General features: G+C 62.1%; 24 protein-coding genes. 19 read left to right on the plus strand and 5 right to left on the minus strand.

Annotated features, from left to right (window positions below; genetic code table 11):
* Positions 1 to 135 precede the first annotated feature (135 nt).
* A complete protein-coding gene (locus CWI66_RS14900; RefSeq protein WP_016915196.1) occupies positions 136 to 438 on the plus strand; it encodes an antibiotic biosynthesis monooxygenase family protein in 303 nt (100 codons plus the stop codon).
* Between the two features lie 43 nt (positions 439 to 481).
* Here CWI66_RS14900 and menA read toward each other — a convergent pair whose 3' ends face one another.
* Positions 482 to 1408, minus strand: coding sequence for a 1,4-dihydroxy-2-naphthoate octaprenyltransferase (gene menA, locus CWI66_RS14905; protein ID WP_100732129.1), 927 nt, complete (start codon positions 1406 to 1408; stop codon positions 482 to 484).
* 186 nt (positions 1409 to 1594) lie between these two features.
* On the opposite strand from menA, the gene CWI66_RS14910 reads away from it, so the two are divergent.
* Genes CWI66_RS14910 through menH form a run of 4 tightly spaced genes read left to right on the plus strand, consistent with a single transcriptional unit; the run spans position 1595 to position 5898 of the window.
* On the plus strand, positions 1595 to 2077 hold the full coding sequence (locus tag CWI66_RS14910) for a DoxX family membrane protein (protein ID WP_054641826.1): 483 nt from the start codon (positions 1595 to 1597) through the stop codon (positions 2075 to 2077).
* Positions 2078 to 2083: 6 nt separating this feature from the next.
* A complete protein-coding gene (locus CWI66_RS14915) occupies positions 2084 to 3415 on the plus strand; it encodes an isochorismate synthase (RefSeq protein WP_100732130.1) in 1332 nt (443 codons plus the stop codon).
* Between the two features lie 4 nt (positions 3416 to 3419).
* The gene (menD, locus tag CWI66_RS14920) at positions 3420 to 5123 is read left to right on the plus strand and encodes a 2-succinyl-5-enolpyruvyl-6-hydroxy-3-cyclohexene-1-carboxylic-acid synthase (protein ID WP_100732131.1); all 1704 of its coding nucleotides are present in this window, start codon (positions 3420 to 3422) and stop codon (positions 5121 to 5123) included.
* Positions 5113 to 5898 carry a 2-succinyl-6-hydroxy-2,4-cyclohexadiene-1-carboxylate synthase gene (menH, locus tag CWI66_RS14925; RefSeq protein WP_100732132.1) on the plus strand — a complete coding sequence of 262 codons (786 nt, stop codon included), beginning with the start codon at positions 5113 to 5115 and terminating at the stop codon, positions 5896 to 5898. The genes menD and menH overlap by 11 nt, the downstream gene beginning before the upstream one ends.
* A gap of 39 nt (positions 5899 to 5937) precedes the next feature.
* Here menH and CWI66_RS14930 read toward each other — a convergent pair whose 3' ends face one another.
* Entirely contained in the window at positions 5938 to 7407 is a 1470-nt protein-coding gene (locus tag CWI66_RS14930) for an anion permease (RefSeq protein WP_100732133.1), read from the minus strand.
* A 306-nt stretch (positions 7408 to 7713) separates the two neighbouring features.
* On the opposite strand from CWI66_RS14930, the gene frdA reads away from it, so the two are divergent.
* The 7 genes from frdA (at position 7714) to CWI66_RS14965 (ending at position 14345) form a co-directional block, all read left to right on the plus strand.
* Positions 7714 to 9501, plus strand: a complete 1788-nt coding sequence (frdA, locus tag CWI66_RS14935) for a fumarate reductase (quinol) flavoprotein subunit (RefSeq protein ID WP_100732146.1) — start codon at positions 7714 to 7716, stop codon at positions 9499 to 9501.
* Positions 9498 to 10232, plus strand: coding sequence for a succinate dehydrogenase/fumarate reductase iron-sulfur subunit (locus CWI66_RS14940; RefSeq protein ID WP_081194564.1), 735 nt, complete (start codon positions 9498 to 9500; stop codon positions 10230 to 10232). The genes frdA and CWI66_RS14940 overlap by 4 nt, the downstream gene beginning before the upstream one ends.
* A gap of 32 nt (positions 10233 to 10264) precedes the next feature.
* Positions 10265 to 10666, plus strand: a complete 402-nt coding sequence (locus CWI66_RS14945) for a fumarate reductase subunit C (RefSeq protein ID WP_100732134.1) — start codon at positions 10265 to 10267, stop codon at positions 10664 to 10666.
* A complete protein-coding gene (gene frdD / locus CWI66_RS14950) occupies positions 10663 to 11058 on the plus strand; it encodes a fumarate reductase subunit FrdD (protein WP_100732135.1) in 396 nt (131 codons plus the stop codon). Before CWI66_RS14945 ends, frdD begins: the two co-directional genes overlap by 4 nt.
* A 64-nt stretch (positions 11059 to 11122) precedes the next feature.
* Positions 11123 to 11983: a 1,4-dihydroxy-2-naphthoyl-CoA synthase gene (gene menB, locus CWI66_RS14955; RefSeq protein ID WP_081138766.1), complete on the plus strand. Its 861-nt coding sequence runs from the start codon at positions 11123 to 11125 to the stop codon at positions 11981 to 11983.
* Complete coding sequence (gene menC, locus CWI66_RS14960) at positions 11983 to 12954, plus strand: o-succinylbenzoate synthase (protein WP_100732136.1); 972 nt, start codon at positions 11983 to 11985, stop codon at positions 12952 to 12954. Before menB ends, menC begins: the two co-directional genes overlap by 1 nt.
* Complete coding sequence (locus tag CWI66_RS14965; protein ID WP_100732137.1) at positions 12951 to 14345, plus strand: AMP-binding protein; 1395 nt, start codon at positions 12951 to 12953, stop codon at positions 14343 to 14345. The genes menC and CWI66_RS14965 overlap by 4 nt, the downstream gene beginning before the upstream one ends.
* Before the next feature lie 29 nt (positions 14346 to 14374).
* Here the strand turns inward: CWI66_RS14965 and CWI66_RS14970 are convergent, their stop codons facing one another.
* Entirely contained in the window at positions 14375 to 15652 is a 1278-nt protein-coding gene (locus CWI66_RS14970) for a Zn-dependent hydrolase (RefSeq protein ID WP_100732138.1), read from the minus strand.
* Between the two features lie 209 nt (positions 15653 to 15861).
* Between CWI66_RS14970 and CWI66_RS14975 the strand changes: the two genes are divergently transcribed.
* The 3 genes from CWI66_RS14975 (at position 15862) to CWI66_RS14985 (ending at position 19638) form a co-directional block, all read left to right on the plus strand.
* Complete coding sequence (locus CWI66_RS14975; RefSeq protein WP_100732139.1) at positions 15862 to 17235, plus strand: aspartate aminotransferase family protein; 1374 nt, start codon at positions 15862 to 15864, stop codon at positions 17233 to 17235.
* A 30-nt stretch (positions 17236 to 17265) separates the two neighbouring features.
* Entirely contained in the window at positions 17266 to 18762 is a 1497-nt protein-coding gene (locus tag CWI66_RS14980) for a CoA-acylating methylmalonate-semialdehyde dehydrogenase (RefSeq protein WP_100732140.1), read from the plus strand.
* Positions 18763 to 19017: 255 nt separating this feature from the next.
* A complete protein-coding gene (locus tag CWI66_RS14985; RefSeq protein ID WP_016915179.1) occupies positions 19018 to 19638 on the plus strand; it encodes a TetR/AcrR family transcriptional regulator in 621 nt (206 codons plus the stop codon).
* A gap of 7 nt (positions 19639 to 19645) precedes the next feature.
* On the opposite strand, the gene CWI66_RS14990 is transcribed toward CWI66_RS14985, so the two are convergent.
* Positions 19646 to 20104, minus strand: a complete 459-nt coding sequence (locus CWI66_RS14990) for an Lrp/AsnC family transcriptional regulator (protein ID WP_100732141.1) — start codon at positions 20102 to 20104, stop codon at positions 19646 to 19648.
* Positions 20105 to 20395: 291 nt separating this feature from the next.
* Between CWI66_RS14990 and CWI66_RS14995 the strand changes: the two genes are divergently transcribed.
* Positions 20396 to 21178, plus strand: coding sequence for a hypothetical protein (locus tag CWI66_RS14995; RefSeq protein WP_332868383.1), 783 nt, complete (start codon positions 20396 to 20398; stop codon positions 21176 to 21178).
* Positions 21179 to 21369: 191 nt separating this feature from the next.
* Here the strand turns inward: CWI66_RS14995 and CWI66_RS15005 are convergent, their stop codons facing one another.
* Positions 21370 to 22347: a LysR family transcriptional regulator gene (locus CWI66_RS15005; RefSeq protein ID WP_232710933.1), complete on the minus strand. Its 978-nt coding sequence runs from the start codon at positions 22345 to 22347 to the stop codon at positions 21370 to 21372.
* 102 nt (positions 22348 to 22449) lie between these two features.
* Between CWI66_RS15005 and CWI66_RS15010 the strand changes: the two genes are divergently transcribed.
* From CWI66_RS15010 to CWI66_RS15020, 3 genes are all read left to right on the plus strand, one after another.
* Positions 22450 to 23082, plus strand: a complete 633-nt coding sequence (locus tag CWI66_RS15010) for a hypothetical protein (RefSeq protein WP_100732143.1) — start codon at positions 22450 to 22452, stop codon at positions 23080 to 23082.
* Between the two features lie 102 nt (positions 23083 to 23184).
* Complete coding sequence (locus tag CWI66_RS15015) at positions 23185 to 23955, plus strand: 2OG-Fe(II) oxygenase (RefSeq protein ID WP_100732144.1); 771 nt, start codon at positions 23185 to 23187, stop codon at positions 23953 to 23955.
* A gap of 1 nt (position 23956) precedes the next feature.
* Positions 23957 to 24622 carry a LysE family translocator gene (locus tag CWI66_RS15020; protein WP_100732145.1) on the plus strand — a complete coding sequence of 222 codons (666 nt, stop codon included), beginning with the start codon at positions 23957 to 23959 and terminating at the stop codon, positions 24620 to 24622.
* Positions 24623 to 25030 lie beyond the last annotated feature (408 nt).

Raw genomic sequence — 25030 nt, forward strand, 5'->3', positions numbered from 1 at the left:
GTGGAAGCAGGAAGGTTCTGGGGGTGATCTCAGAACCCTCGCCCAAAGCGCGAAGCGCGGCGGGCGGGGAGTGTCAGCATCAAGCCAGCGTTGGCGTAATCACTCTATCTACTCCCGATCAACAGGAGAGTCTCGATGTACATAGCCATGAACCGTTTTCGGATTGCCCCAGGCCGCGAAGAGGATTTTCTGGAGGTGTGGCGCAACCGCGATTCCCACCTGGAGGAAGTGCCGGGCTTCAAGGAGTTTCACATGCTGCAGGGCGAAAGCCAGGAAGAGCACACCGTGTTCATCTCCCACAGCGTGTGGGAATCCGAAGAGGCCTTCCGCGCCTGGACCAAGTCAGAGGCTTTCCGCAAAGCCCACGCCAATGCCAAATCGCCGGAAGGCATCTACCTGGGGCCGCCCAAGTTTGAAGGCTATGAGGTAGTGCTGTAAGGCCCTTGGCCCCAAGCCCCAAGCCCCAAGCCCCAAGCCGCCGTCAGGCAAGCGCCAGCCCCACCGCGAGCAGCAGGCTGTAAACCAGCGTGGAAAGCGCGGTTTTCTTGAGCATGCCCGTTAGCTGCTCGCCATCCTCGGTGCGGCTGAGCGTGCGCCCGGCGTCGTAGAGCGGCTTGGCCACCACCAGGCAGCTCCAGCCCACCCAGGGTACGGGTAGCCACACCAGATACCCCAGCGTCAGCAGCAGGGCGGTGCCCAGTAGCGCCCAGTGGTAGAGAACGGCCCGCCGTTTGCCCAGCCTCACGGCCAGCGTCATCTTGCCGTGGCGGGCATCGCTGTGGATGTCGCGCACGTTATTGACGTTGAGCACGGCGGTGGCCAGCAAGCCGCACACGGCGGCGGGCAGCATGGCCAGCCCGCTCAGGCTCTGGGTATGCAAATAGAGCGTACCCAGCACGCCCAGCAGCCCAAAAAACACGAACACCGCCACGTCCCCCAGCCCACGATAGCCATACGGCTTGCCGCCCAGCCCCACGGTGTAAGTGATGGCCGCCAGCAAGGACGCGGCGCCCAGTAGCACGAACACCAGCCAGCTGCGCAGGTCGTTGCCAAAAGCGACGAACAGCAGCGACAACCCCGCTATGGCCGCCGCCAGCCCGGTGAGCAGCATGCCCCGGCGCATGGCGTCTGGGGTCAATAGCCCGCTGGCCACCGCCCGCACGGGGCCGGTGCGGCTAGCATCGTCCACCCCCGATTGGGCATCGCCATAATCGTTGGCCAGGTTGGAAAGCACCTGCAGCAGAATGGCCGTGAGCAGCGACAGCAGCAGCACCCCACCCTGAAAGCCACCCGCCTGCGCCGCCATGCCCGAACCCAGCAGGATCGAGGCGCAGGCCAGCGGCAGGGTGCGCAGCCGTGCGGCGAGCAACCAGGCATGGAGTGGGCGGTGTGGGGTGGTGTGTTCCATGGTGAGCATTCCTGTTGCAGTCGCTGAACTGGTCAGCGTGGCCGGTCGGTATAGCCATCGGGCAGAGTGAACATTCGACTCTGTATCATTAATGGCAAAAACCACGACCTGGGTCAAAAAAGAGGTATCCGTCCTGACGCACACTGGGGCTTCCCCCTGAAAGTGAACGTGGCAGGAGTCTACGCGATGATCGGCGAGTTTTTCAGACAAAACAAATATGCTGCCCTGGTTTGGCTACTGCTGAGGCTGTACCTGGGCATTACCTGGCTGACCCTGGGCATCGGCAAGATGACCGGCGGCTTCAATGCCGAAGGGTTTTTGAGCAATGCCGTGGCCAACCCGGTCATGCGCGAAGGCAGCGTGGTCTACCCCAACTACGTGGCGTTTCTGGAGCATGTCGCGCTGCCGTATGCGGATGTGATCAACGTGATAATCCCGCTGGGGGAAGTGCTGGTGGGGCTGGGGCTGATCGTGGGCGTGTTGACCTGCTATGCCGCTTTCTTTGCCATCGTCATGAACATGTCGTTCTTGATGGCGGGCACGGTGTCCACCAACCCCTGGATGATCGCCCTGAGCTTTTTCCTGCTGGTGGCCGGTGCCAACGCCGGGCGCTATGGCGGCGACCGCTGGGTGCTACCCTATATCAGGCATCGGTTGTCAGGGAAGTAGTTTGCTATGCAGGTGATCCAGGCCGCGAAGGCGCTGGCAGCACAGCTGTCGGCGCTGGACCTTTTGGCATGCCGGGGTACGCAGAGCCTGAGCGTGCCCTGCGAGGTGGAGGATTTGGTGGGGTGGTTGAACGCACAGCGCGTGACGCCCCGCCTTTATTGGCAGCCGCGTGAGGCCTCGGCGGCGGGCTATGCCGTGCTGGGCGAAGCGCGGGCGTTTGACTCTCTGGTGGCGCTGCAGGTCGATATGCAGGCTCAAGCTCAGGCCCAGCCCGCCAGCGGCTCGCCCGACTATTTCGGCGGGGTAGCCTTCGATGCCCAGGCGGCGGGTTGGCCCGGGTTTGGTGACTGCCGCTTCATACTGCCCCGGGTGCTGCTCAAGCGTCAGCAGGGGCGGTGTACGCTTTCCGTGAACCTGCGCTTCGATGACCGCCCTCCCGCCGAAGAGCTGGCCGCCGCCCAGGCGTGCCTGGCGGCCATCGTCCCGGAACAGCCGCTGCCCCCGGTGGCCCATGGCAGCTACCAGCGGTGTGATACGCCCACGCGGCGGGAGTGGGGCCGCTGGGTATCGCAGGTGTCCCAGCCCGAACGGCTGCAGCAGCTTCCCAAAGTGGTGCTTTCCCGAGAAACCTGCCTGACCGCCGAGCGCGTGCTCAGCCCCTGGGCCTTGCTGGGGCGCTGGCAGGCCGAAGCGCGGCACTGCTTTCATTTCGGGGTGCAGTGGGCGCCCGGTACGGCGCTGATTGGCTGCTCTCCCGAACGGCTCTACCGCCGCCAGGGCCAGCAGCTGATCACGGAGGCACTGGCCGGTACGACCCGGCGGGGGCGTGACACGGCGCAGGATGAAGCGCTCGCCGGGGCGCTGCTGGCCGATAAAAAGAACGGCCTGGAAAACCAGTGTGTTTACCAGCAGCTGCTGACCCAGCTGGAGCCGCTGGCCCAGCGCCTGGAAATGGGCGAGGCCCACGTGGTGCCGTTGCGGTCCGTGCAGCATATTCGCCGCGAAATCCATGCCGAGCTGCACCCCTTCATCACCGACCAGCAGCTGCTCAGCGTGCTGCCGCCCACGCCCGCCGTCGGCGGCACCCCGCGGGCGGCGGCGCTGGCCAGAATCCGTGAGCTGGAGCGCCACGCCAGGGGCTGGTACGCCGGTGCCTTTGGCCGCGTGGGGCATGACTCCAGCGAGCTGGCGGTGTCGATTCGCTGTGCCCAGGTCAGCGATACGGCGATCCGCCTGTACGCAGGGGCGGGTATCGTGGCGGGGTCGCAGGCCGACGACGAGTGGCACGAGCTGGATGCCAAGATTGCCGATATTCTCTCGCTGCTGGGGATGGGATAAGCCGATGCATTACGCCACCTTTAACCACGTTTGGGCATCGCTGCTGTTGGAAGAGCTATACCGCTGGGGGCTGCGCGAGGTAGTCGTGGCGCCTGGCTCGCGCTCCACCCCGCTGACCATGGCGGCCAGCGAGCACGCTGGGCTGCGCTGCCATACTCACTTCGACGAGCGCGGGCTGGGGTTCATGGCGCTGGGCCTGGCCCGAGGCGCCCAGCAGCCGGTGGCGGTGATCACCACGTCCGGCACGGCGGTGGCCAACCTTTATCCGGCCGTGGTGGAAGCCGCGCTGCTGGGCGTGCCGCTGGTGATTCTGTCTGCCGACCGGCCCATCGAGCTGCTGGATAACGGCAGTAACCAGGCCATCGACCAGCGGGATATCTTCGCCCGCCACACGGTGGCGCACCACGACTTGCCGACCCCCAGTCGCGAGATTCCCGCCGCCTATTTGCTCAGTACGATCGACCAGACCATGGCGCGACAGCACCGCCTGCCGGGCCCGGTGCACTTCAACTGCCGCTACCGCGAACCGCTCTACCCCTCCGGCCCGCCCGTGGAGGCCAGCAACTACCTGGCGCCGCTTTCGCGCTGGCAGCACAGCCATGCCCCCTGGAGCGCCTGGCAAACCGCTCCCGCCGCCTTGCCGGTGGCATGGCCCGCCGCCTTCACCCGGCAGCGCGGGGTGATCGTGGTGGGGCGCATCGATGACCCCCAGCAGGCGGCCCCCATTGCGGCCCTGGCCGAGCAGCTGGGCTGGCCGCTGCTGGCCGACCTGCAAAGCCAGCTGCACGGCGACCCGCGCCACCTGGTGCACATGGACCTGGCCCTTCAGGACCCGCAGGTCAGCGCCGAGCTGGGCCGCGCCAACGTGCTGCTGCAGTTTGGCGGCCGGCTGATTTCCAAGCGCCTGACCCAGATGATTGCCCGCCACCCCTGGCAGCAGGCGTGGCTGGTCGACCCGTTACCCCAGCGCCTGGACCCGGACTTCACCCTTACTCAGCGGCTGGTGTGCACGCCCGCCGAGGCCATCGCCACGCTGCCCGCCGGGCCTGCCCAGCCCCCCTGGCATACCCTGGCGCACCTTCAGCAGCGCACCCGCCAGGGCATCGAACGCTATACGGCGGAGTTTTCCGAGCTGGGGGTGTGTCATCAGCTGGCCCAACTGGCCAGAGGGGCGCTGTTCGTGGGCAATAGCCTGCCCGCCCGGTTGATGAACATGCTGGGCTCGACCCGTTCGACGCCGCTGCGGGTGATGGCCAATCGCGGGGCTTCGGGCATCGATGGGCTGCTGGCCACTGCGTACGGGCTGGCCTGCACAACCGATGAACCCACCACGGTGATTCTGGGCGACACCAGCGCGCTTCACGACCTCAACAGCCTGGCGCTGCTGGCCAGGGCCCAAGCGCCGCTGGTCGTGGTGGTGCTGAATAACGATGGCGGCAGCATTTTCCACATGCTGCCGGTGCCGGACGAGGGCGACCTGCTGGAGCGCTACTATCGCCAACCCCACGGGCTCGCGTTCGAGCATGCGGCGCGCATGTTTCACCTGAACTATGCCGCACCGACCACGCTGGCGGCGTTTTGCGAGGTCTACACTCAGGCGCTGGAGGCCGGGGTGACGCTGATCGAGGTCACGGTGCCCCATCAGCAGGCCACCGATGCGTTGCAGGCTCTGGGCGCGTGGCTCAGGGAGGCACCCGATGCATCATGACCCTTCGCCGCCCTTTACGCTGGTGATGCTGCACGGCCTGCTGGGCGATCAGCAAGATTGGCAAGCGCTTGGCGAGGCGCTGGAACAAGCGCTGCCGGGCGTGCGCTGCCTGGCGCTGAACCTGCCGGGGCATGGGCAGCCCACAGTGCCTGCGGTGGGCTCCTTTGCGGATTTTCATGACTGGCTCAGCGGCACGCTGGCCGAGGCGGGCGTGGGGCGTTATGGCCTGCTGGGCTACTCCCTGGGTGGCCGACTGGCGCTCTATCATGCCAGCCAGCGGCCCGCCGGTTTGGAGGCGCTGTGGTTGGAGAGCGCGCACCCCGGGCTGGCCGCGCCAGAGCGGGAAGCACGCCGTGCCCACGATGAGCACTGGGCGCAGCGCTTTGAGCAGTCGCCACTGGCCGACGTGCTGACAGCATGGTACCAGCAGCCGGTGTTTGCCGATTTGACGGCCTCACAGCGCCAGCGTCAGATTCAGCGCCGGTTGGCCAACCATGGCCCCGCCGTGGCGCACATGCTGCGGGTCACCTCGCTGGGTCGGCAGCCCTCTCTCTGGCAGTGGCTGGCCGAGACCGACCTGCCAGTGGGCTATTTCTCCGGCCTGCGGGACCACAAGTTCAACACCCTGGCCAACCGCCTGGCGCAGCACGCGCCGCGCCTGCGCCACTGGGCGCTGCCGGGCGGCCATAACCTGCACGTGGAACACCCCAGGGCCATGGCACTGCAATTGGCACAGCAACTGGCGCAGCACTTCGCACAAACGCTGCCGCGCTGAGGCGCGGCAAGCGCATGGTGCACTGAGTCAGTACGTGGCTCACTGAATCAGCAGTAGCCAGGGCAGACCAATGGCCAGCCAGGCCACCAGGAACAGCAGCCCGAAGATGGCCCCCAGGCGCCAGTACAGCGTGCTGGGCAAGTAGCCGCTGCCGTAATACACCGGGCTGGGGCCGGTGCCATAAGGGGTCAGGATGCCCATGAAGCCCAGGGTGGGCAGCAACAGCAGAATGAACAGCTGCATGTCCAGCCCTGCAATGCCTGACGCCGCCGCCAGCATGACCGGCAGCAGGGCAGTCACGTGGGCGGTGATGCTGGCGAAGAAGTAGTGCAGAACATAGAAGATGACCACCAGGGCGACCATGGCCAGCAGCGGGTCGAAGTGGCTGATCTGCCCACCTACCAGGTTACCGAACCAGCCCACGAAGCCCACCTGGCTCAAGCCACCCGCCAGAGCCACCAGGGTGGCAAACCACACGAAGGTGTTCCAGGCGGCGCGGTTGTCGAGAATGTCGTTCCAGCTCACCATGCCGGTCAGCAGCATGCCGCAGATGACCACCAGCCCCACCAGCGACGCCGATACCCGGTCGCCAGCGAAGATCCACAGCAGCAGCGCGGTGACCACCATGATGACCAGCACGATTTCGTGGCGGGTCAGCGGGCCCAGGGTCTGCAGCTCCCCTTTCGCCCAGTCGGAGATCTCATCCCCGGCCTTTACCTCCGGGGCGCACAGCCAGTAGCACAGCAGCGGCACCAACAGCAGCAGAAGGACCCCCACCGGCACCACCGCCACGAACCACTGCCCCCAACTGATATGGATGCCCGTGGCGCTTTCGGTGAGCGCGATGGCCAGCAGGTTCGGCGCCAGGGCAGTGAGAAACATCGAGCTGGTCACGCAGGTGGCCGCAATGGCGGTCCACATCAGGAAGCTGCCCATACGCTTCATGCTGGGGTCATTGGGGTGCGAGTCGTACAGCGGTGGCAGGTTACGAATGACCGGATAGATGGTGCCTGCGCTGCGCGCCGTATTGGAGGGCGTAAAAGGGGCCAGAATGCCATCGGCGATCATCACCGCGTAACCCAGGGTCAGCGTGCGCTTGCCCATGGCGTGCACCAGCCACAGCGAGATCCGCCGCCCCAGCCCGGTCTTTTCATACCCCAGGGCAAACATGAAGGCACCGAAAATCAGCCAGACGGTAGCGTTGGTGAACCCCGAAACCGCCCAGGCGAAGGCCTGGTTGGCAGCGTTGAAGCCGTCGTTGGCCAGCTGCTCCGGGGAGAACAGCACCCAGCGGGAAAGCAGCGCCACCAGGGTAACGCCGACCAGCCCGATGACCGCGCCGGGCAGGGGTTCCAGAATCAGGCCGACCACACAGCCCAAAAAGATGGCGAAGAAGTACCAGGCATGGGGCGGTAGCCCGGCCGGGGTGGGCAGCAGGGCGATCACCAGCGTGGTGGCCAGTGGCGCGAGCAGCGGCCAGCGAGAGCGGAGCGAAGTGCTGAGGTTCATGGCGACCTCTCGATAAGGTTATCGGCAAGCCGTAGCGCCTTGCCTGAGTGAGCACAGCAGAGATGAGATCCAGCGTGGTGTTTCACGGGTGTCAGGGAAAGCATAGGCAAGGCAAGTCGCGGTTTATTTGATCTATATCAATCATGCTTTAGATCAAGGCCGAGGGCCTGTCGGGCTGTGATAACGTCGCTTCATCAGCAGGGCGGCAGGCCGTGCGCTGGCCGGCGTCGCGTCATGAGAATTGCGTCATGAGAAGTCCGTAATGAGAATTGCGTCATGAGTAGTGCAGCCGCACAGGGGGGTGCCATGCAGCAGCAGGATGTGGATATCGTCATCGTCGGCGGTGGGGGCGCTGGCCTGCGGGCCGCCATAGCGGCCGCCGAGCAGGCCAAGCAGGGCGGTCACGCGCAGCGCATTGCGCTGGTCTCCAAGGTGTATCCCATGCGTTCCCACACGGTGGCGGCCGAAGGGGGCGCGGCGGCGGTGACCAGTGACGAGGACTCGTTTCAGGCGCACTTCGACGACACGGTTTCTGGGGGCGACTGGCTGGTGGAGCAGGGCGTGGTGGACTACTTCGTGCGCCACGCCTATCAGGAACTGGTGCAGATGGAGCGCTGGGGGTGCCCCTGGAGCCGCCAGCCCGATGGCCGCATACAGGTGCGCCGCTTTGGTGGCATGAAAACGGCGCGCACCTGGTTTGCTGCCGACAAGACCGGCTTCCATATGCTGCACACGCTGTTTCAGACCTCGCTGAAATACCCCGAGATCGAACGCTTCGACGAGTACTTCGTGCTGGACCTGGCGGTGCACGAAGGGGCCGTGGTGGGCGTCATTGCCCTGCAGGTCGCCACGGGTGAGCTGCTGCTGTTGCGTGCCAAGGCGGTGGTGTTGGCCACCGGCGGGGCGGGGCGGCTGTTTCGCTTCAACACCAATGCGGGCATCGTCACCGGTGACGGCATGGCCATGGCCTACCGCCACGGCGTGGCGCTGCGCGACATGGAGTTCGTGCAGTACCACCCCACCGGCCTGCCCGGCTCGGGCATCCTGATCACCGAAGCGTGCCGGGGGGAAGGCGGTATCCTGCTCAACAATGAGGGTTACCGCTACCTGCAGGATTACGGCCTGGGGCCGGAAACCCCCTTGGGCAAGCCGGAAAACAAGTACATGGAGCTGGGCCCTCGAGACAAGCTTTCCCAGGCGTTCTGGCAGGAGCAGCAAGCCGGGCGCACCGGCAAGTTTGGCGACAGCGACGTGGTCTATCTCGACCTTCGTCACTTGGGCGCCGACTATCTGCATGAGCGCCTGCCGTTCATCTGCGAGCTGGCCAAATCCTATATCAACGTCGACCCCGTCAAGGAGCCGATCCCGATTCGGCCTGCGGTGCACTACACCATGGGCGGCATCGAAACCGATCCCCAGTGCGAAACGACCATTGCAGGCCTGTACGCCGCCGGGGAGTGTGCGTCGGTGGGCCTGCATGGGGCCAACCGGCTGGGCTCCAACTCGCTGACCGAGCTGCTGGTCTTTGGCCGCTTGGCCGGGGAGCAGGCCAGCCAGCGGGCCGCCCGCACCGACTGGGTGGCGCTGCCGGTCTTGCAGGCGCAGGCCCAGCGGCAGCAGGCGCGGCTGGCCACGCTATGCGATGGCCAGGGCAGCGGTGAATCCTGGGTGACGCTCAAGCACGCCATGGTGCAGGCCATGGAGAGCGGCTGCGGCATTTACCGCACCGAAGCAGGCATGCAGCAGGCGTTGGACACCCTCCGCCAGCTGCGCCAGCGCTATGCCCAGGTGCGGGTCAGTGACACCAGCAAGATCTTCAATACCGAGCTGCTGGAGTGCCTGGAGTTTGGCTACGGGCTGGAGATCGCCGAGGCGTCGTGCCTGGCCGCGTTGGAGCGTCGCGAATCCCGGGGTGCCCACCAGCGTCTGGACGAGGGCCTGCAGGCCCGTGACGATGTGGGCTATCTCAAGCATAGCCAGGTGTTTTACCAGGGTGACGCGCCCGCCGAGCTACGCTGGCAGGCGGTGGATACCCGCTTTTCGGCCCCGGCCGCGCGGGTTTACGGGGATGCGGCCAAGGGAGGCAAGGCATGAACAAGCACATCAGCATCAAGCGTTACCTGCCCGACAGCGCAGCGGATCCCTACTGGCAAACCTACGACGTTGCGGTGGAGGACAGCACCTCGCTTCTCGACGCGCTGAACCATATCAAGGAGCAGCAGGACAGCACGCTGAGCTACCGCTGGTCTTGCCGAATGGCGATTTGTGGCTCCTGCGGCGTCATGGTCAACGGCATTCCCAAGCTGGGCTGTAAAACCTTCCTGCGCGACTACTCTGGCGAGATTCGTATCGAACCACTGGCGCACTTCCCTGTTCAGCGGGACCTGGTCGTGGACATGGCGCTGTTCCTGGAGCACCTGGCGGCGGTGAAGCCCTACCTGATCGAACAGGACCCGGTGCAGACCTTCGATCCCGGCCAGGCGCAGCCCCACACACAAACGCCCGAACAGCTGGCGCGCTATCGGCAGTTTGCCAACTGCATCAACTGTGGCCTGTGCTATTCGGCGTGCCCGCAGTTTGGCTTGAACCCGGAGTTTCTGGGGCCTGCGGCGCTGACCCTGGCGCACCGCTACAACCTGGATAGCCGGGACCAGGGCAAACGCCAGCGCATGGCGCAGCTCAACCGCCATGATGGTGTCTGGAGCTGTACCTTCGTGGGCTTCTGCTCGCAGGTATGCCCCAAGCACGTCGACCCAGCCGCTGCGGTCAACCAGGGCAAGGTCGAGGCCGCCAAACATACGCTGATCGCGCTGTTCAAGGGCTGATTGGCCAGAACGAACCGTCGGGAGAGTGCCGCATGGAAAAATCATCATCACAACGGCTGCCGCCCTTGAAGCGCAACTGGTGGCTGAAGCACGGTTTCTTCAAGCGCTATATGCTGCGCGAAGCCACGGTGGTGCCGCTGGTATTTTTCATTCTCTGCTTGTTGGCAGGGGTGTTCGCGCTGTTGCAGGGCCCGGCGAGCTGGCAGGGCTGGGTGGCCTTCATGGGCTCGCCGCTGGTGCTGCTGCTGAACGCGCTGGCGCTGGTGGCCAGCCTCTATCACGCGGCCACCTTCTTCGTGCTGTTTCCTCGGGTCATGCCGCTACGCGTGGCGGGGCGCAGCGTGCCCGCTGGTGCCATCGTTGCTGGCCAGTGGGCGGGAGTCGTGGCAGTGGCGGCCGTGTTGTTCTGGCTCTTGGGGAGGGGCGGCGCATGAAAACCTCACATCAAAAAGCATCCCTGGGTCAGCCTCGGCAAGCCTATGACGAACCCCTGTGGTGGGGGCTGTTCAGTGCCGGGGGCGTCTGTTTTGCCGTGGTCTTGCCTGCGGTGATTCTGTTCATCGGGCTGTTGCTGCCGCTGGGCCTGCTGCCCGCCGAGGCGCTTGGTCACGAGCGGGCCTCCCGCCTGCTGTTCAGCCTGCCCGGCGTGCTGTTCATCGGCGCCGCCGTGTGCTTGCCGCTGTTTCATGCCGCCCACCGGCTGCGCCATGGCCTATTCGACCTGAGCCTGGGCCAGGACACCCGCAACAAATGGCTGATGTACGGCCTGGCGGCCCTGCTGAGCCTGTTGGCGCTGGCTCTGGTGATCGTGGGCTGGCTGCGCTGAGGCCCGCCCGCGAACACGACCGTATCAAAAAGAACGCACACCCCTGATAAAGCACGAGGTCAGCATGATCGAAGGACTCACGGAACAGGCGCTGTATGCCCCCATCAAGTGGCAGGACGCCTCGCAGGAGTACCAGGACATCCTCTATCACACCGCTGAAGAGGGTATTGCCCGGATCACCATCAACCGCCCTGAGGTGCGCAATGCGTTTCGCCCGCAAACGGTGAGCGAGATGATCCATGCCCTGGGCCGCGCGCGCCATGACAGCGCCATTGGCGCGATTCTGCTGACCGGGGCAGGCGAACAGGCCTTCTGCTCTGGGGGCGACCAGCGTATTCGTGGCGACTATGGCGGCTACCGCGACGAGGCGGGCACCCATCACCTCAACGTGCTGGATTTCCAGCGTGACATTCGCACCTGCCCCAAGCCGATCATCGCCATGGTGGCGGGCTACGCCATTGGCGGTGGCCACGTGCTGCACATGATGTGTGACCTGACCATCGCCGCCGACAACGCCGTTTTTGGGCAAACGGGCCCCAAGGTGGGGTCGTTTGACGGGGGCTACGGGGCTTCCTACATGGCGAGAATCGTCGGCCAGAAAAAAGCCCGTGAAATATGGTTCCTGTGCCGACAGTACAGCGCCGCCCAGGCGTTGGAGATGGGGCTGGTGAACCACGTGGTGCCGGTGGCCGAGCTGGAGCGAGAGAGCGTGCGCTGGTGCCGTGAAATGCTGCAGCATAGCCCCATGGCGCTGCGCTGCCTGAAAGCGGCGCTGAACGCCGATTGCGACGGCCAGGCCGGGCTGCAGGAGTTGGCGGGTAATGCCACCATGCTCTTCTATATGACCGACGAGGGGCAGGAAGGGCGCAACGCCTTCAATGAAAAGCGCCGCCCGGACTTCTCGCGCTACCCGCGCAACCCCTGATGGCGCTGGCGCTTTACCGCTACTCGCTACCGTTTCGCCAGCCGCTGACGTTCAAAGGTCAGCGGTTGGCGAGCAGAGAAGGCCTGTTAGTCACGATCAACGGCCAGTGGGGCGAGATAGCCCCTTTGCCTGGCTTCTCCACAGAAACCCTCGCTGACGCCACCGCCGAGAGCCTGGCCTGCCTGGCGGCTATAGAGCGCGGTGAGACAGCCAAACCAACGTTACCTTCAGTACAGTTTGGTTTCGACTGCGCCCGGCACCGCTGGCCCGCTTCCCTGCCTGCTTCTCTGCCGCCTTACCCATTGCTGCAGGGCACCCCGCAAGCGCTGATGAGTGCACTGCCGGAGCGCGCGGCCCAATGGCAGGCTGCTCCACCAGAGCGCATCAAGCTGAAGGTGGCCCGCTACTCGAGCGATGCGGAGCTGGCCTTGATCGCAAGCCTTGCCAAGTGGCTACCCAACACGCGACTGATCCTCGATGCCAACGGTGGCTGGCAGCGCGAGCAGGCACTGCGCTTTTGCCAGCAGCTCTCGCCTGCCCAAATCGATTACCTGGAGGAGCCCTGTGCTACGCTGGCCGACAGCATCGCTGTGGCGGACGCCACGGGCATCGACATCGCCCTGGATGAAACCCTGCAGCGCGGCACTGCCTGGGTGCCGCACCCCCGACTGGCGGCGCTGATCATCAAGCCGACGCTGATGGGCGGGTTCGCAGCTTGCCAGGCGCTGGTTCAGCGCGCCAGAGCCCACCGCTTGCGGGTGGTGATCTCATCCAGTTTCGAATCTCAATGGGGGTTGGGGCAGTTGAGTTGCCTGGCCCGGCAGTGGGCTCCCGAGGAGCCTGCGGGGCTGGATACCGCCCAGGCGTTCAGCGAATCACTTCTCTCGCCAGCCGGTAAGTTGCGGCACGCGCGGCTGCACTGCCTCTACCACGCCGCCGCTGGCGACGACCGCAAGGAGCTTTCCCTGTGACCGAGACATGCCCCATTCACTACTGGGCCCAGCAGACGCCGGAGCATATCGCGGTGGAGGCGGGCGCGGTGCGCCTGAGCTATCGCACGTTGAACCGGCGCGTGGCATCCCTGGCCCAGCAGTTGGCCAGGCAGGGCCTGATGCCGGGCATGCCCCTTTTGGTACCCACCCGAGGGTCGTTGCAGGGCGTGCTGCTGGCCTGGGCCTGCCTGCGGGCAGGGGTGGTGTTCTGCCCGCTGAATCCGGCGTTCCCCGTGGCTCAGCAGCAGGCGCTGGCGCGGCGGATGCAGGTCACCCGGGTGTGCCAGCCGGAGAGCGACTTTGCCTACTCTTCCGAGCTGCCGCCGATCTCCCTCGACTACCGCGCGGAGGCCGACTCCGGCGAGCCACCGGTCTTGTACGCGAGCCAGCGCAGCAACACCATCCTCACCTCCGGCTCCAGCGGCCCGCCCAAGGCGGTGCTGCACCGGGTGGGCAATCATCTGGCCTCGGCGCGGGGTTCGGCGTCGCTGATTCCTGTGGACCCGGATAGCGGCTGGCTGCTTTCGCTGCCGCTGTTTCATGTGGGAGGCTATGCCATTGCGTTTCGGGTCTTTCTGGCCGGGGGGCGGCTGGTGCTGGACGATGCGACTCGCCCGCTGGCCGAGCGCCTGATGCAGCAGCCTATCACCCACCTCTCATTGGTGCCGACGCAGCTTTGGCGGCTCTTGAGGGAAGGCTTCGACCCTCGACACACCCAGCTCCGCGAGCTGCTGTTGGGGGGCGCGGCCATTCCCGCGCCGCTGGTCGAACGCTTGCAGCGCCTGGGGCTGACGCCCAAGGTCAGCTATGGGCTGTCGGAAATGGCCAGCCAGGTGTGCACCGGCTTGCCCTCCGCCCCTGGCGTGGTAGGGCAGCCCTTGCCGGGGCGTCAGGTGCGGGTGGTGGATGGCGAAATTCAGGTCAAGGGCGACACGCTGTTCAGCGGCTATCTGGCCGATGGCGCGCTGGACCCCGCCGTCAACGACGAGGGCTGGTTCGCCACCCGCGACCGGGGCTACTTCGACGACCAGCAGGCACTCGTCGTCGAAGGTCGGCTCGACAACGTGTTCATTTCCGGCGGTGAAAACATACAGCCAGAGAGCATCGAGCAGCGGCTGGTCGACTACCCGGGCGTGGCCCAGGCGCTGGTGGTGGCCGTGCCCCACCCGGAGTGGGGCGAGCGCCCGGTGGCCTTCATCGAACCGCAAACCGATGCGCTCTGCCACAAGGCCCTGGCCGCCTGGGTACGCGAGGCGCTGCCGGGCTTCATGGTCCCCGATGCCTGGCTACCCTGGCCACCGCAGGTGGCGCTCAAACCCTCGCGCAAACAGTTCGCCGAGTTGGCACGCAGGCAGTTGGCTGACGTTTAGCCACACTGCTCACGCTTCACGACTCAATATCATGCAGCTCTGTCATGCACCTCTGCCGCTTCCAGCATGGCGTGCAGCAGCACGTTACAGCCTGCGTGGACGTGCTCGGGCGTGGCGCTTTCGATCTCGTTATGGCTGATGCCATCCTTGCAGGGAATGAAGATCATCGCGGCGGGGGCAACACGGCCAATGAACATCGCGTCGTGGCCTGCGCCGCTGATGATATCCATGTGCGATAGCTGCAGCTTTTCAGCGGCCTGGCGCACGCTATTCACGCATGCCTGATCGAAATGCTCAGGGGCAAAATCGGCCGTCGGGGTCAGTTCGTACTCCAGCCCGTGACGTTGGCAAATCTCTTCCACGGCGCTGGCCACGGCTTGCCCCATGGTAATGAGGGCCTCGGGTTCCCAGTGGCGCATGTCCAGGGTCATCTTGACCTGGCCGGGAATCACGTTGCGCGAGCCCGGGTGCAGCGTCATGCAGCCCACCGTGCCGCGCCCGTGGGGTTGATGCTCATGGGCAATCCGGTTGAGTGCCTGGGTGACTTCTGCCGCGCCCATCATGGCATCCCGGCGCAGGTTCATGGGCGTGGGACCTGCATGGGCTTCGAGCCCCGTCAGGGTCAAGTCGAACCACTTCTGCCCAAGCCCGCCGATGACCACGCCAATGGTGGTCTCGGTATCTTCGAGAATGGGGCCTTGTTCGATGTGAGGCTCGAAATACGCCTTGATCTCGTCCGGCGACACCTCATCCTGGCCACGATAGTGAATGGCATCCAGCGCGTCGCTCACCGTGATGCCTTCGGCGTCGGTGCGCGCCATCATGGCATCGAACGCCAGTTCGCCGGTAAAGACGCCAGAGCCCATCATGCAGGGAGGAAAGCGGCAGCCCTCTTCGTTCGTCCAGGCGACCACTTCGATGGACGAGCGCGTGGTGATGTTGTGCTGGTTGAGCGTACGAATGACTTCAAGACCCGACATGACACCGAAGCAGCCGTCGTATTTGCCGCCGGTGGGTTGGGTATCCAGATGGCTGCCCGCCATGACTGTTTTGGCACTGGGGTCGCTGCCTTCCCGGCGGGCAAAGATATTGCCGATATTATCAATGCGGATCGTGCAGCCCTCGGCACGGCACCACTGGATAAACAGGTCGCGGCCCTGGCGCTCCAAGTCGGTCAACGCCTGACGGTTCACGCCGCCCTTGGGCGTGGCCCCTAGTTTGGCCATCTCCATGAGTGACGCCCAAAGGCGGTCGCTGTCGGTCTGTAAATGGCGCTGTGTAGTGCTGGGGTCAGTCAATGAGTTCATGGGAAATCCTTGTTGAATGAGCACAGGTAAGGCTGGCGAGCGTCCTGTCGTTTATTCATTAACTGCCAGCGTAGAGTTAAATGCGGCGATGTTACGTATCTATTCCCTAACGTGAACAAAAGAAAAGCGTAATTTTACATACGTGTCGAGTGGCGCATGCTGGCTGCATGCCATATTGCCAGGCAGCCGGACATGAGGAGACGAACACCATGTTGGACGTACAACGACAATCCGCCACGCAGACCGCCGAGCACGCATCCCGTGATGGGGGGGCGTCTGCGCCGCTGAATCAGCACTATTGGATGCCCTTTAGTGCCAACCGGGACTTCCGTGCCAACCCGCGCATGATTGCGGGCGCCGAAGGGCGTTATTACATCGATGACCAGGGGCGCAAGCTGTTCGATTCGCTCTCTGGCCTGTGGACCTGCGGGGCGGGCCATAACCGTGAAGAGATTCAAAAAGCGGTAGCGGCGCAGTTGGGCACGCTGGATTTTGCCCCCGGCTTTCAGATGGCACACCCGTTGGCGTTCAAGCTGGCAGAGAAGGTCGCCAGCTTAACGCCTGCTGGGCTGGATCACGTGTTTTTCACCAACTCCGGCTCAGAAGCCGCCGATACCTCGGTCAAGATGGCCAAGGCGTATTGGCGGTTGAAGGGCAAGCCGGAAAAAACCCGCATGATTGGCCGCGCCAAGGGCTACCACGGGGTGAATATCGGTGGCACCAGCCTGGGGGGCATTGGCGGTAACCGCAAGCACTACGGCCAGTTGATGGACGTGACGCACCTGCCCCATACGCTGCAAGCGGGCCATGCCTATACCCGTGGCCAGGCGGAAACCGGTGCTGAGCTGGCCGATGCGCTGCTGGATCAAATTGCCTTGCACGATGCGTCGACCATTGCCGCCGTGATCGTGGAGCCCATGTCGGGCTCGGCGGGGGTGATCGTGCCGCCCAAGGGCTACTTGAACCGGCTGCGGGAAATCTGCTCCGCCCACGATATTCTGCTGATTTTCGATGAAGTCATTACCGCCTTTGGCCGCAGCGGCGCCACCACTGGTGCCGAAGCGTTTGGCGTCACGCCGGACATCATGAACGTGGCCAAGCAGATCACCAATGGAGCGGTGCCCATGGGGGCCGTGATCGCCTCCCGGGAGATTTTCGACACCTTCATGCACGCTGGTGGCCCGCAGCATGCCATCGAGTTTCCCCATGGTTACACCTACAGCGCTCACCCTGTGGCCTGTGCCGCTGGCCTGGCGGCGCTGGAACTGTTCGAGCGTGAGGACTTCCCCGCGCAGGTCAGTGCGATTGCCCCGGTGTTCGAGCAGAAGCTGCACGCCCTGAAAGGCCGTCAACATATCGTCGATATTCGCAACTACGGCCTGGCCGGTGCCCTGCAGCTTGCGCCGCGTAACGGCGACCCGACGATTCGCCCCCGCGATGCCCATATGGCGTTGTGGGAAGCCGGTTTTTACGTGCGCTACGGCGGTGACACCCTGCAGTTCGGCCCTCCCTTTGGCACCACGGAAGCCGAGCTTGAGCGTTTGTTCGATGCCGTCGCCAGTACCCTGGATTCCCTGGCATAACCCTGGCCCACCCTGTTTCGGAGTTTCATGATGAGTGTTGTTTCCCACCTGATTAATGGTGAGCTGGTGGAAAGCCAGCGTACGCTGGATGTGACCAACCCTTCCACGGGCAAGGTGGTTCGCCAAGTGGCGGATGCCAGCGCGGCGGATGTGGAGCGGGCGATTGCTGCGGCTCAGGCGGCGTTTCCTGCCTGGCGCGATACGCCGCCCGCCAAGCGTGCTCAGGTCATGTACCGCTTCAAGCAGCTGCTGGAAGAGCACGCCGACCGCTTGGTACAGCTGGTCAGCGAAGAGCATGGCAAGACGGTGGAAGATGCCATGGGCGAGCTCAAGCGTGGCATTGAAAACGTCGAATACGCCTGTGGCGTGCCGGAGCTGCTGAAAGGCGAGTACTCCCACAACGTGGGGCCGGGTATCGATGCCTGGTCCAACTTCCAGCCGCTGGGCGTGGTGGCGGGCATTACGCCGTTCAACTTCCCCGCCATGGTGCCGCTGTGGATGTACCCCATGGCGATTGCCTGCGGTAATACCTTTATCCTCAAGCCCTCCGAAAAAGACCCGTCGGCCGCCATGGCCGTGGCCGAGCTGTTGCAAGAGGCCGGGCTGCCCAAAGGCGTGATGAACGTGGTGCATGGCGGTCGCGAAGCGGTAGAAACCCTGCTGGATGCCAAGGCCGTGAAAGCCATTTCGTTCGTGGGCTCTACCCCCGTGGCAGAGGCGATCTACTCCCGTGGCTCGGCCGCAGGCAAGCGCGTTCAGGCGCTTGGTGGCGCGAAAAACCACGCGGTGATTCTGCCGGACGCCGACCTGGAAAACGCCGCCAACACGCTGATGGGCGCCGCCTACGGCAGCTGCGGTGAGCGCTGCATGGCGATCTCGGTGGCGGTGTGCGTCGGTGATGAAACCGCCGACCGTCTGGTCGACACCATGCTGCCCAAGATCGCCCAGTTGAAGGTGGGCCCCGGTACCGATAAAGGCCTGGACATGGGCCCGCTGGTCACCGCCGAACATCGCGATAAAGTGCTTGGGTTTATCGAAGACGGCGTTAACGCTGGCGCTTCGCTCGTGGCGGATGGGCGCGGCCTGAGCGTGGCAGGCCATGAAGAGGGCTATTTCGTCGGTGGCTGTCTGTTCGATCACGTCACTGCGGAGATGCGCATTTACCAGGAAGAGATCTTCGGGCCGGTACTCTGCGTGGTGCGGGTCGGTAGCCTGGACGACGCCATGCAGCTGATCAACGACCACGAATACGGCAACGGCACCTGCCTGTTCACCCGCGATGGCGAAGCCGCCCGCCGCTTCACCGACGGTATCGAAGTGGGCATGGTGGGGGTGAACGTACCGCTGCCTGTGCCGGTGGCCTACCACAGCTTTGGCGGCTGGAAGCGCTCGCTGTTTGGCGACCTCCACGCCTACGGCCCAGACTCGATGCGCTTCTACACGCGCCGAAAAGCGGTTTCCCAACGCTGGCCCTCCGTCAGCGAAGCCACCCGGGCGGAGTTTTCGTTTCCCACCAACCAGCGTTGACGCGATGCGCTAACTACGCCATCTTCTCTGCACCACCGCCTTGCATCCTCGTGGGGCGGTGGTGCAGTTTTTGGTGCGTATTGTGAGAGGGTGTTTACAAATGTCACGAGGGACGGCCAGGCAAGGCGAAATCAGCCGAAAAAGCGCAGTTTACGAGGTGTAAATGAGCATTTTGAGGTTGGTTTCAACGCCGCATGGCCTAGCGCAGTAGTTTGTAAACACTCTCTGAGCGGACGGTTGCAAAGGGACATCAGCGTGGCGAGAACACAGGACGAAATACGGCAAACCAACGTCAAGAAAATCCTTCAAGCGGCGGAGCAGCTGTTTGCCGAAAAAGGCTACGCCGGTGCCTCCATGGGCGACATTGCCCAGTTGGCCGACCTGCCAAAGTCCAACGTGCACTACTATTTCTCGACCAAGAAGGCGCTCTACCAGGAGGTGCTGCTGGCGCTGCTGGAGGTGTGGAAGCAGGACGCGCTCTGCTTCGAGCTGTACGACGACCCACGGGTGGTTCTCTCCACCTACATTCGCGCCAAAATGAATCATTCCCGCTACCGCGCCCACGGTTCCAAGATATGGGCGGCCGAAGTGATGCAGGGCGCCCCAATTCTCAAGGAGCGGCTGCGCGACAACCTCTATGAATGGGCCAAGCTGAAAGAGTCGAAAATCCGCGAGTGGATCGACTCCGGCCAAATAAACCCCGTCGAGCCTTCGTACCTGCTCTACATGATCTGGGCCTCTACCCAGCACTACGCCGACTTCGACTACCAGATCTACCTGCTCAACGACGATAAACCGCTGGACGACCTGCAGTTCGAAAAAGCCGTGCAGTCGGTGACCTCGGTGATTTTGAGAGGAATTGGGCTGACGGCTTGAATCACACTCAAGTGCGAAGCGGTACCGACGTATCAAACTTATGCCGCTTGCGTGATAGCAGCGTGCGGAACTTGCGCAGGTTGTCGTCACCGTAGAGCACACGGTCGCAGAAGTGGTCGTATTCATCTAAATCGGCCACCGTGACGATCAACACAAAATCGCATTCCCCGGTTACTTGATAACACTGTTTTACTTCAGGGGCGCCCAACGCTGACGCTAAAAACCGTTGGTATAGTAGCTTGTTATCCCTCTCCATGGTGACTTCCACCACTATATGCAGGCATGGCCCCATGGTATCGGGGTTGAGCAGTGCAACCTCCCGTTCAATGATTCCCGCGTCGCGCAATCGATTGACTCGCTTTAAACAGGCCGAGGGAGAGAGCCCTATCTCATCCGCCAACGCTTGATTGGTCAGGCTGGCGTCACGTTGAAGCTGGTAAAGAATTCTTCGATCAATGGCATCCATGAAATAACCTGCTCTTTCTTTGTTTATAAAGAACGAATATTGATTGCTAGTGCTGTATTGGAGAGAAGATTCTGCGTCATCGTCGATATCATAACGTTTGTCCGAGCGATGACAACGAGGGATCAATGCGGATCGACATTTACCATCTATTGGCTGGGGCAGGCTGTTTATTGCAAGACGCGCTGCGTGTTTACGTGACGTTACTCAAAATCCTGATTCCGGCACTGCTCATCGTCAAAGGGTTAGAGCTCTTGGGGGGGATCGGCTGGCTGGGGTCGCTATTAGCCCCCCTTGATGAGTGTACTGGGCTTACCCGAGCAAATGGGTATTGTATGGGCGGCGGCGCTCTGCACCAATTTGTACACCGCCATGGCGGTATTTCTTCAAGTCGCCGCTGATACGCCTTTGACTGTTGAGCAAGTCACCGTGTTGGGTGCGTTAATGCTGGTAGGACACTCGATACCTGTTGAAGGAGCCGTTGCCAAGCGGGCTGGTGTCCCTTGGTGGGCGACGTTGGTACTGCGCGTAGGCGGAGCTTTGCTGCTGGCTTGGCTTTTGCACTGCTTTTATACGTACTTTGGCTTGTTACAAGTGCCTGCTGTATGGATATGGCAGCCAAGCTTTTCATCAGCACCAACGATAAGCGGATGGGCGATAGCACAGCTTGAAACGTTGGCGCTTATTTTTGTGATTATTTTAGCGCTGCTGGTGTTGTTGAAACTGCTAAAAACGCTTGGCTTGGAGCGTTGGATACATCTTGGCTTACTCCCGCTACTCAGGCTATTAGGCATCGGGCGTTCGGCCGCCAATGTGACGGTGATTGGATTCACGTTGGGGCTTAGCTATGGCGCAGGGCTATTGATACGGGATGTGCAAACAGGGGTGTTGAGCCGGCGCGATAGCAAGCTGGCTCTTTGCTTTCTCGGCCTTTGTCATAGCGTTATCGAAGACACGTTGCTGATCTTGATGCTTGGTGCTGATCTCGTGGGCATCTTATGGGCACGGCTGTTATTTGCCGTGATCGTCACTGCTGTGATTGCTCGTTGGACGTTACACACAAAGAGTGACTCATAGGCCATCATACTGGCTGTCGTAAGCGTAAAACGGATACGCCCAATCCAATGAAAGCACACCCCATCAAGCGATTGGCCCATGTCATCCGCGAGCGACTGCTCAGCCAGCGGGCAAGCAAACGGCTTGGCAAGCATTAATTTTGCCTTGCCTCACCGACGCCTGCAGGCTAACTTCCGGCGGGTTGCCGACCACTAAAAAGGCGCCTCGGGCGATTCGTAGGGAGGGGCTGATAGTGCCGGTTCCTGAGGTGTCTTTTTATACAAAGTGGGCTCCTGGCCCAGCCGCTCGGCCATGAAGCTGATAAAAGCACTCAGTTTTGGTAGCAGGTATCGAGTCGGTGGATAAAGTACCCAAGCCTCGCCACCATAATAGTGGGTCTTGAATTTCCATTCCGGCAGTACTTGTACGATATCTCCCTGCTGCAATGCAGGGCGAGCGGTGAAGTACGGCAAACTGCCGATGCCAAGATGCTGTAACACTGCGTCAAGCCTTGCCCCGGTGTGATTGACCGCGTATCGGCCACGCACCTTGACGCTCACTTTCTTGCCCCCGCGCTGGAATTTCCAGCGGGAATCACCGGGCTCCTCGCCCAGAAAAATGCAATTGTGCACTTTCAGGTCGTGCGGATGTGCTGGTGTGCCCTGGCGCGCGAGATATTTTGGTGTCGCGCAAAGCATGTGGTCTATGTCAATGAGCTTTCGCCCCATCAGCCCGGGTGAAGGGCGATCCGTAATACGGATTGCCAGATCCACCTGATCATCAATCAAGTCCACATAATTGTCATTGAGCTGTAGCTGAACGTCGATTTTGGGGTAACGGGCCAGTAAGTCAGGAATGTGGGGATGGATGACGAAACGTCCTACCGCCTTCGGCACACTGACGCGTATTAGCCCTTGGGGTTCTGGGTCGAACTGCCCGGAAATGGCCATCACGGCTTGCGCTGCGCTCACCATATCAACGCAACGCCTATGAACCTCATGCCCGCTTTCGCTCAACCGCAGTTTGCGGGTCGTGCGCTGGAGCAGCCGGGTACCCAGCGCCTTCTCCAGGCGGGCAACCGAGCGGCTGATTGCCGAGGGGGTTGCGCCCAGCTGACGTGCCGTTTCAGAGAAGCTGCCGGTTTCGACCACCTTGACGAAGACCGCCATTTCGCCCAACAGGGTGACCATTCGATTTGTGCTCATGAGGCAAAGAGTATTTGAATTTACGCTGTATTATCGCAGTCACTCATCATTAATACAATTGGTGATTAACGATAGAGGAGCCGAGCTATGACGCGAAAGTTGTATTGGGAAGGCGGCATAACGGAATCTGAAGTTGAAGTTCTATATTGTGAAAAATGGGCTGATAGAGGTTATCGCGTGCTCTTGAATGCAACTCCCTTTCACCCGCAGGGAGGTGGGCAACCCTCAGACGCGGGCTGGATCGATGAGGCGGAAGTGTTCGCTGTGGAAGAGGCGGACGGGAATATTATCCATTATACCCACCAAGAAGTTGGCTCTGGTTCAGCTTTTGCCAGAGTGAATGTCGATCAACGCCAACGTTATTCTAGGCTGCATTCGGCTGGACATCTAATTGGTCATGCACTTGAAGCGTTCGCTTGGCGGCCTGTCAAGGCACACCACTGGCCCGGAGAGGCGCGAGTGACCTTTAAACCTGCTGGCGATGCTCAGGCCGTCGATGTGGAAGCGGTACAAAACCTTTGTGAAGACCTGATTGCTCGTAACCTCCCTTGCAAGGTAAAGGTAGATGAAAAGCAATTCCGCCAGGTTGGCTTCGGTGAACTGAAACCCTATGGATGTGGCGGAACTCACGTCGCGGAAACGGCGGATCTGCAAGGCCTCCAGATATTGTCGGCGAACCTGAGGAAAGGCCAGTTAATCGTTCAGTACGACATTCAATGACCTAGCCATGATCCTGCTGCTTATGTCGGTGACGTCATAAGAGCCAATAAACGTTGCCTGCCATCCGGTAAGTGGCAGCAAAGATAATTAACAGGGGGAAGTATGTTGATCGAACTGGATGATTTAAAGCAGGGGGCGGTCGAGAGGCTGGCGCGTGAAGAAGTTCTGGCGGTTCGTGTACGTCACTTTATTGACAAGGACATTGCCGCCAGGATTTCCGCGCAGATCATGGAGCGCGGGCTTCAAAAATACTTGAATGCACCCAGTATTGGCCGGATTGGGATGGCCTTTTACGAAGCAGAGAACCAGCCGCCGCTCATCGCTAATTATTTCGAGAGTGTCTTCGACAACATCAATGAACTGAGGAAGCGCTGCGCACCTTATGTATCCCCTATCGATTTGCTCAGGTGTGTATTGGACGAAATATGGCCGGCAGGTGCTCAACTCCAAACGCTATATGGTCGAAAGATGTATGTCGGATTGTCGCGTGCTGTTAAGCCAGGCGTCACTTTCCTGGCTCATCACGATATCTTCGCCAAAGACGCGCCGAACAGTTTTCAGGCTTGTAGCTTACAAGCGCAAATGGCTGCCAACGTCTATCTGTCCATGCCCGGCGAGGGTGGCACGTTGCAGATATGGGATCAGCAGCTGTCTGCAGAGGCTTTCGACGAGATGCGAGGTGACAGTTATGGCATTGATCCAACTCTTCTGGGAGCGGCCACTTTGGAGGTATGCCCAGAGGCCGGAGACCTGATCCTGTTCAACTCACGCAAGATGCACGCCGTAACACCGGGCACCGAAGGGATGCGACTCAGCCTGTCTTGTTTCGTGGGTTATCGCGGCCCAGCCACCCCGCTCTCCTTTTGGAGTTGATATGACATCGGATTATCTGTCGGAATTTCTTGCCCTGGCCGCCATACACTTTCTTGCCGTCGTGGCGCCGGGGCCGGATTTCGCTGTAACGATTCGCCAGAGCGTGCTCTATGGGAGGCGTTTAGGCATCGCTACGGCGGCCGGCATTGGGGCCGGTATCTCGGTGCATGTGATCTATACCTTGCTGGGGGTCGGCGCGTTGATGCACACAACCCCCTGGTTACTGAGTGCGGCCGAGTTGGTGGGCGGAGCCTACCTGTTATATCTCGGCGTCACGTTCATCCGGCAGGCAGGCAAGCACACAGCAGGGTTGGCGCTGGATGCCGCAGCCGAGACAGGGGCAAGAAGCTTTCGACAGTCGTTCGCGCTGGGGTTTCTGACTAATGCTACCAACCCCAAGGCGACGCTGTTTTTCCTGGCCGTGTTCACGACTGTGGTCAGTGATTCGACGCCATTGCGTATTCAAATGCTTTATGGCGGCTGGATGTGCCTAGTCAATGCCGGTTGGTTCGTGTTGGTCAGCCTTGTGTTTACCAGCCCGCCTGTTCGCGAGCGATTTCTGCGTATCGGTCACTGGTTCGAGCGGTTGATGGGAGTGCTGCTCATCGCCTTTTCGATGCGTTTGTTATGGGGGATCGGAGGAATGATGTTCGCCTTTTCAAAATGAGAAGGCGCTTAAATATTGTGCAGAGAATAACTGTTAACTCATACCTGAATCCGTGAAGCCGGCGCCGACACTTTCCCTATCACCGCCAGCGAGCACTTTTTGATCATTCGCCCCGTGCAAGTTGGCTTTCGCAAGCCCGTTATTGCCAAAACCCACCGTGCTGATCGGTGCTGACGGCCCGTTTTGTCATGCCTTTCCACCCGCCAGGCACGACATATCTGGCGATCGCGTGTCGCTTGGAACTGCTTGTGGATAGAGTGTCGCCGATTGACGGTCAGCATGGCGTTCCTCGTGGATAACGCAGTCGGCTCCGCAGCGTCTTGAGCACCGTCATGCGCCCGATATCCTGCCCGAAGTCGAGGATGATCTGCCGTGCCTTGTGAATCACGAGAGCCGCACGGTGCACCA

It is taken from the genome of Halomonas sp. 141, assembly GCF_002810305.1.
Classification (GTDB): domain Bacteria; phylum Pseudomonadota; class Gammaproteobacteria; order Pseudomonadales; family Halomonadaceae; genus Vreelandella; species Vreelandella stevensii.

Excerpts from the sequence above, each read along its gene's own strand:
- CWI66_RS14940 (WP_081194564.1), top strand. The coding sequence starts at position 9,498 with ATGAACAAGCACATCAGCATCAAGCGTTACCTGCCCGACAGCGCAGCG.
- CWI66_RS14915 (WP_100732130.1), top strand. The coding sequence starts at position 2,084 with ATGCAGGTGATCCAGGCCGCGAAGGCGCTGGCAGCACAGCTGTCGGCG.
- frdD (WP_100732135.1), top strand. The coding sequence starts at position 10,663 with ATGAAAACCTCACATCAAAAAGCATCCCTGGGTCAGCCTCGGCAAGCC.
- CWI66_RS14975 (WP_100732139.1), top strand. The coding sequence starts at position 15,862 with ATGTTGGACGTACAACGACAATCCGCCACGCAGACCGCCGAGCACGCA.
- CWI66_RS14990 (WP_100732141.1), bottom strand. The coding sequence starts at position 20,104 with ATGGATGCCATTGATCGAAGAATTCTTTACCAGCTTCAACGTGACGCC.
- CWI66_RS14980 (WP_100732140.1), top strand. The coding sequence starts at position 17,266 with ATGAGTGTTGTTTCCCACCTGATTAATGGTGAGCTGGTGGAAAGCCAG.
- CWI66_RS15020 (WP_100732145.1), top strand. The coding sequence starts at position 23,957 with ATGACATCGGATTATCTGTCGGAATTTCTTGCCCTGGCCGCCATACAC.
- CWI66_RS14900 (WP_016915196.1), top strand. The coding sequence starts at position 136 with ATGTACATAGCCATGAACCGTTTTCGGATTGCCCCAGGCCGCGAAGAG.
- menA (WP_100732129.1), bottom strand. The coding sequence starts at position 1,408 with ATGGAACACACCACCCCACACCGCCCACTCCATGCCTGGTTGCTCGCC.
- menH (WP_100732132.1), top strand. The coding sequence starts at position 5,113 with ATGCATCATGACCCTTCGCCGCCCTTTACGCTGGTGATGCTGCACGGC.
- CWI66_RS14910 (WP_054641826.1), top strand. The coding sequence starts at position 1,595 with ATGATCGGCGAGTTTTTCAGACAAAACAAATATGCTGCCCTGGTTTGG.
- menC (WP_100732136.1), top strand. The coding sequence starts at position 11,983 with ATGGCGCTGGCGCTTTACCGCTACTCGCTACCGTTTCGCCAGCCGCTG.
- menD (WP_100732131.1), top strand. The coding sequence starts at position 3,420 with ATGCATTACGCCACCTTTAACCACGTTTGGGCATCGCTGCTGTTGGAA.
- CWI66_RS15015 (WP_100732144.1), top strand. The coding sequence starts at position 23,185 with ATGTTGATCGAACTGGATGATTTAAAGCAGGGGGCGGTCGAGAGGCTG.
- CWI66_RS15010 (WP_100732143.1), top strand. The coding sequence starts at position 22,450 with ATGACGCGAAAGTTGTATTGGGAAGGCGGCATAACGGAATCTGAAGTT.
- CWI66_RS14945 (WP_100732134.1), top strand. The coding sequence starts at position 10,265 with ATGGAAAAATCATCATCACAACGGCTGCCGCCCTTGAAGCGCAACTGG.
- CWI66_RS15005 (WP_232710933.1), bottom strand. The coding sequence starts at position 22,347 with ATGGTCACCCTGTTGGGCGAAATGGCGGTCTTCGTCAAGGTGGTCGAA.
- CWI66_RS14930 (WP_100732133.1), bottom strand. The coding sequence starts at position 7,407 with ATGAACCTCAGCACTTCGCTCCGCTCTCGCTGGCCGCTGCTCGCGCCA.
- CWI66_RS14970 (WP_100732138.1), bottom strand. The coding sequence starts at position 15,652 with ATGAACTCATTGACTGACCCCAGCACTACACAGCGCCATTTACAGACC.
- frdA (WP_100732146.1), top strand. The coding sequence starts at position 7,714 with ATGCAGCAGCAGGATGTGGATATCGTCATCGTCGGCGGTGGGGGCGCT.
- menB (WP_081138766.1), top strand. The coding sequence starts at position 11,123 with ATGATCGAAGGACTCACGGAACAGGCGCTGTATGCCCCCATCAAGTGG.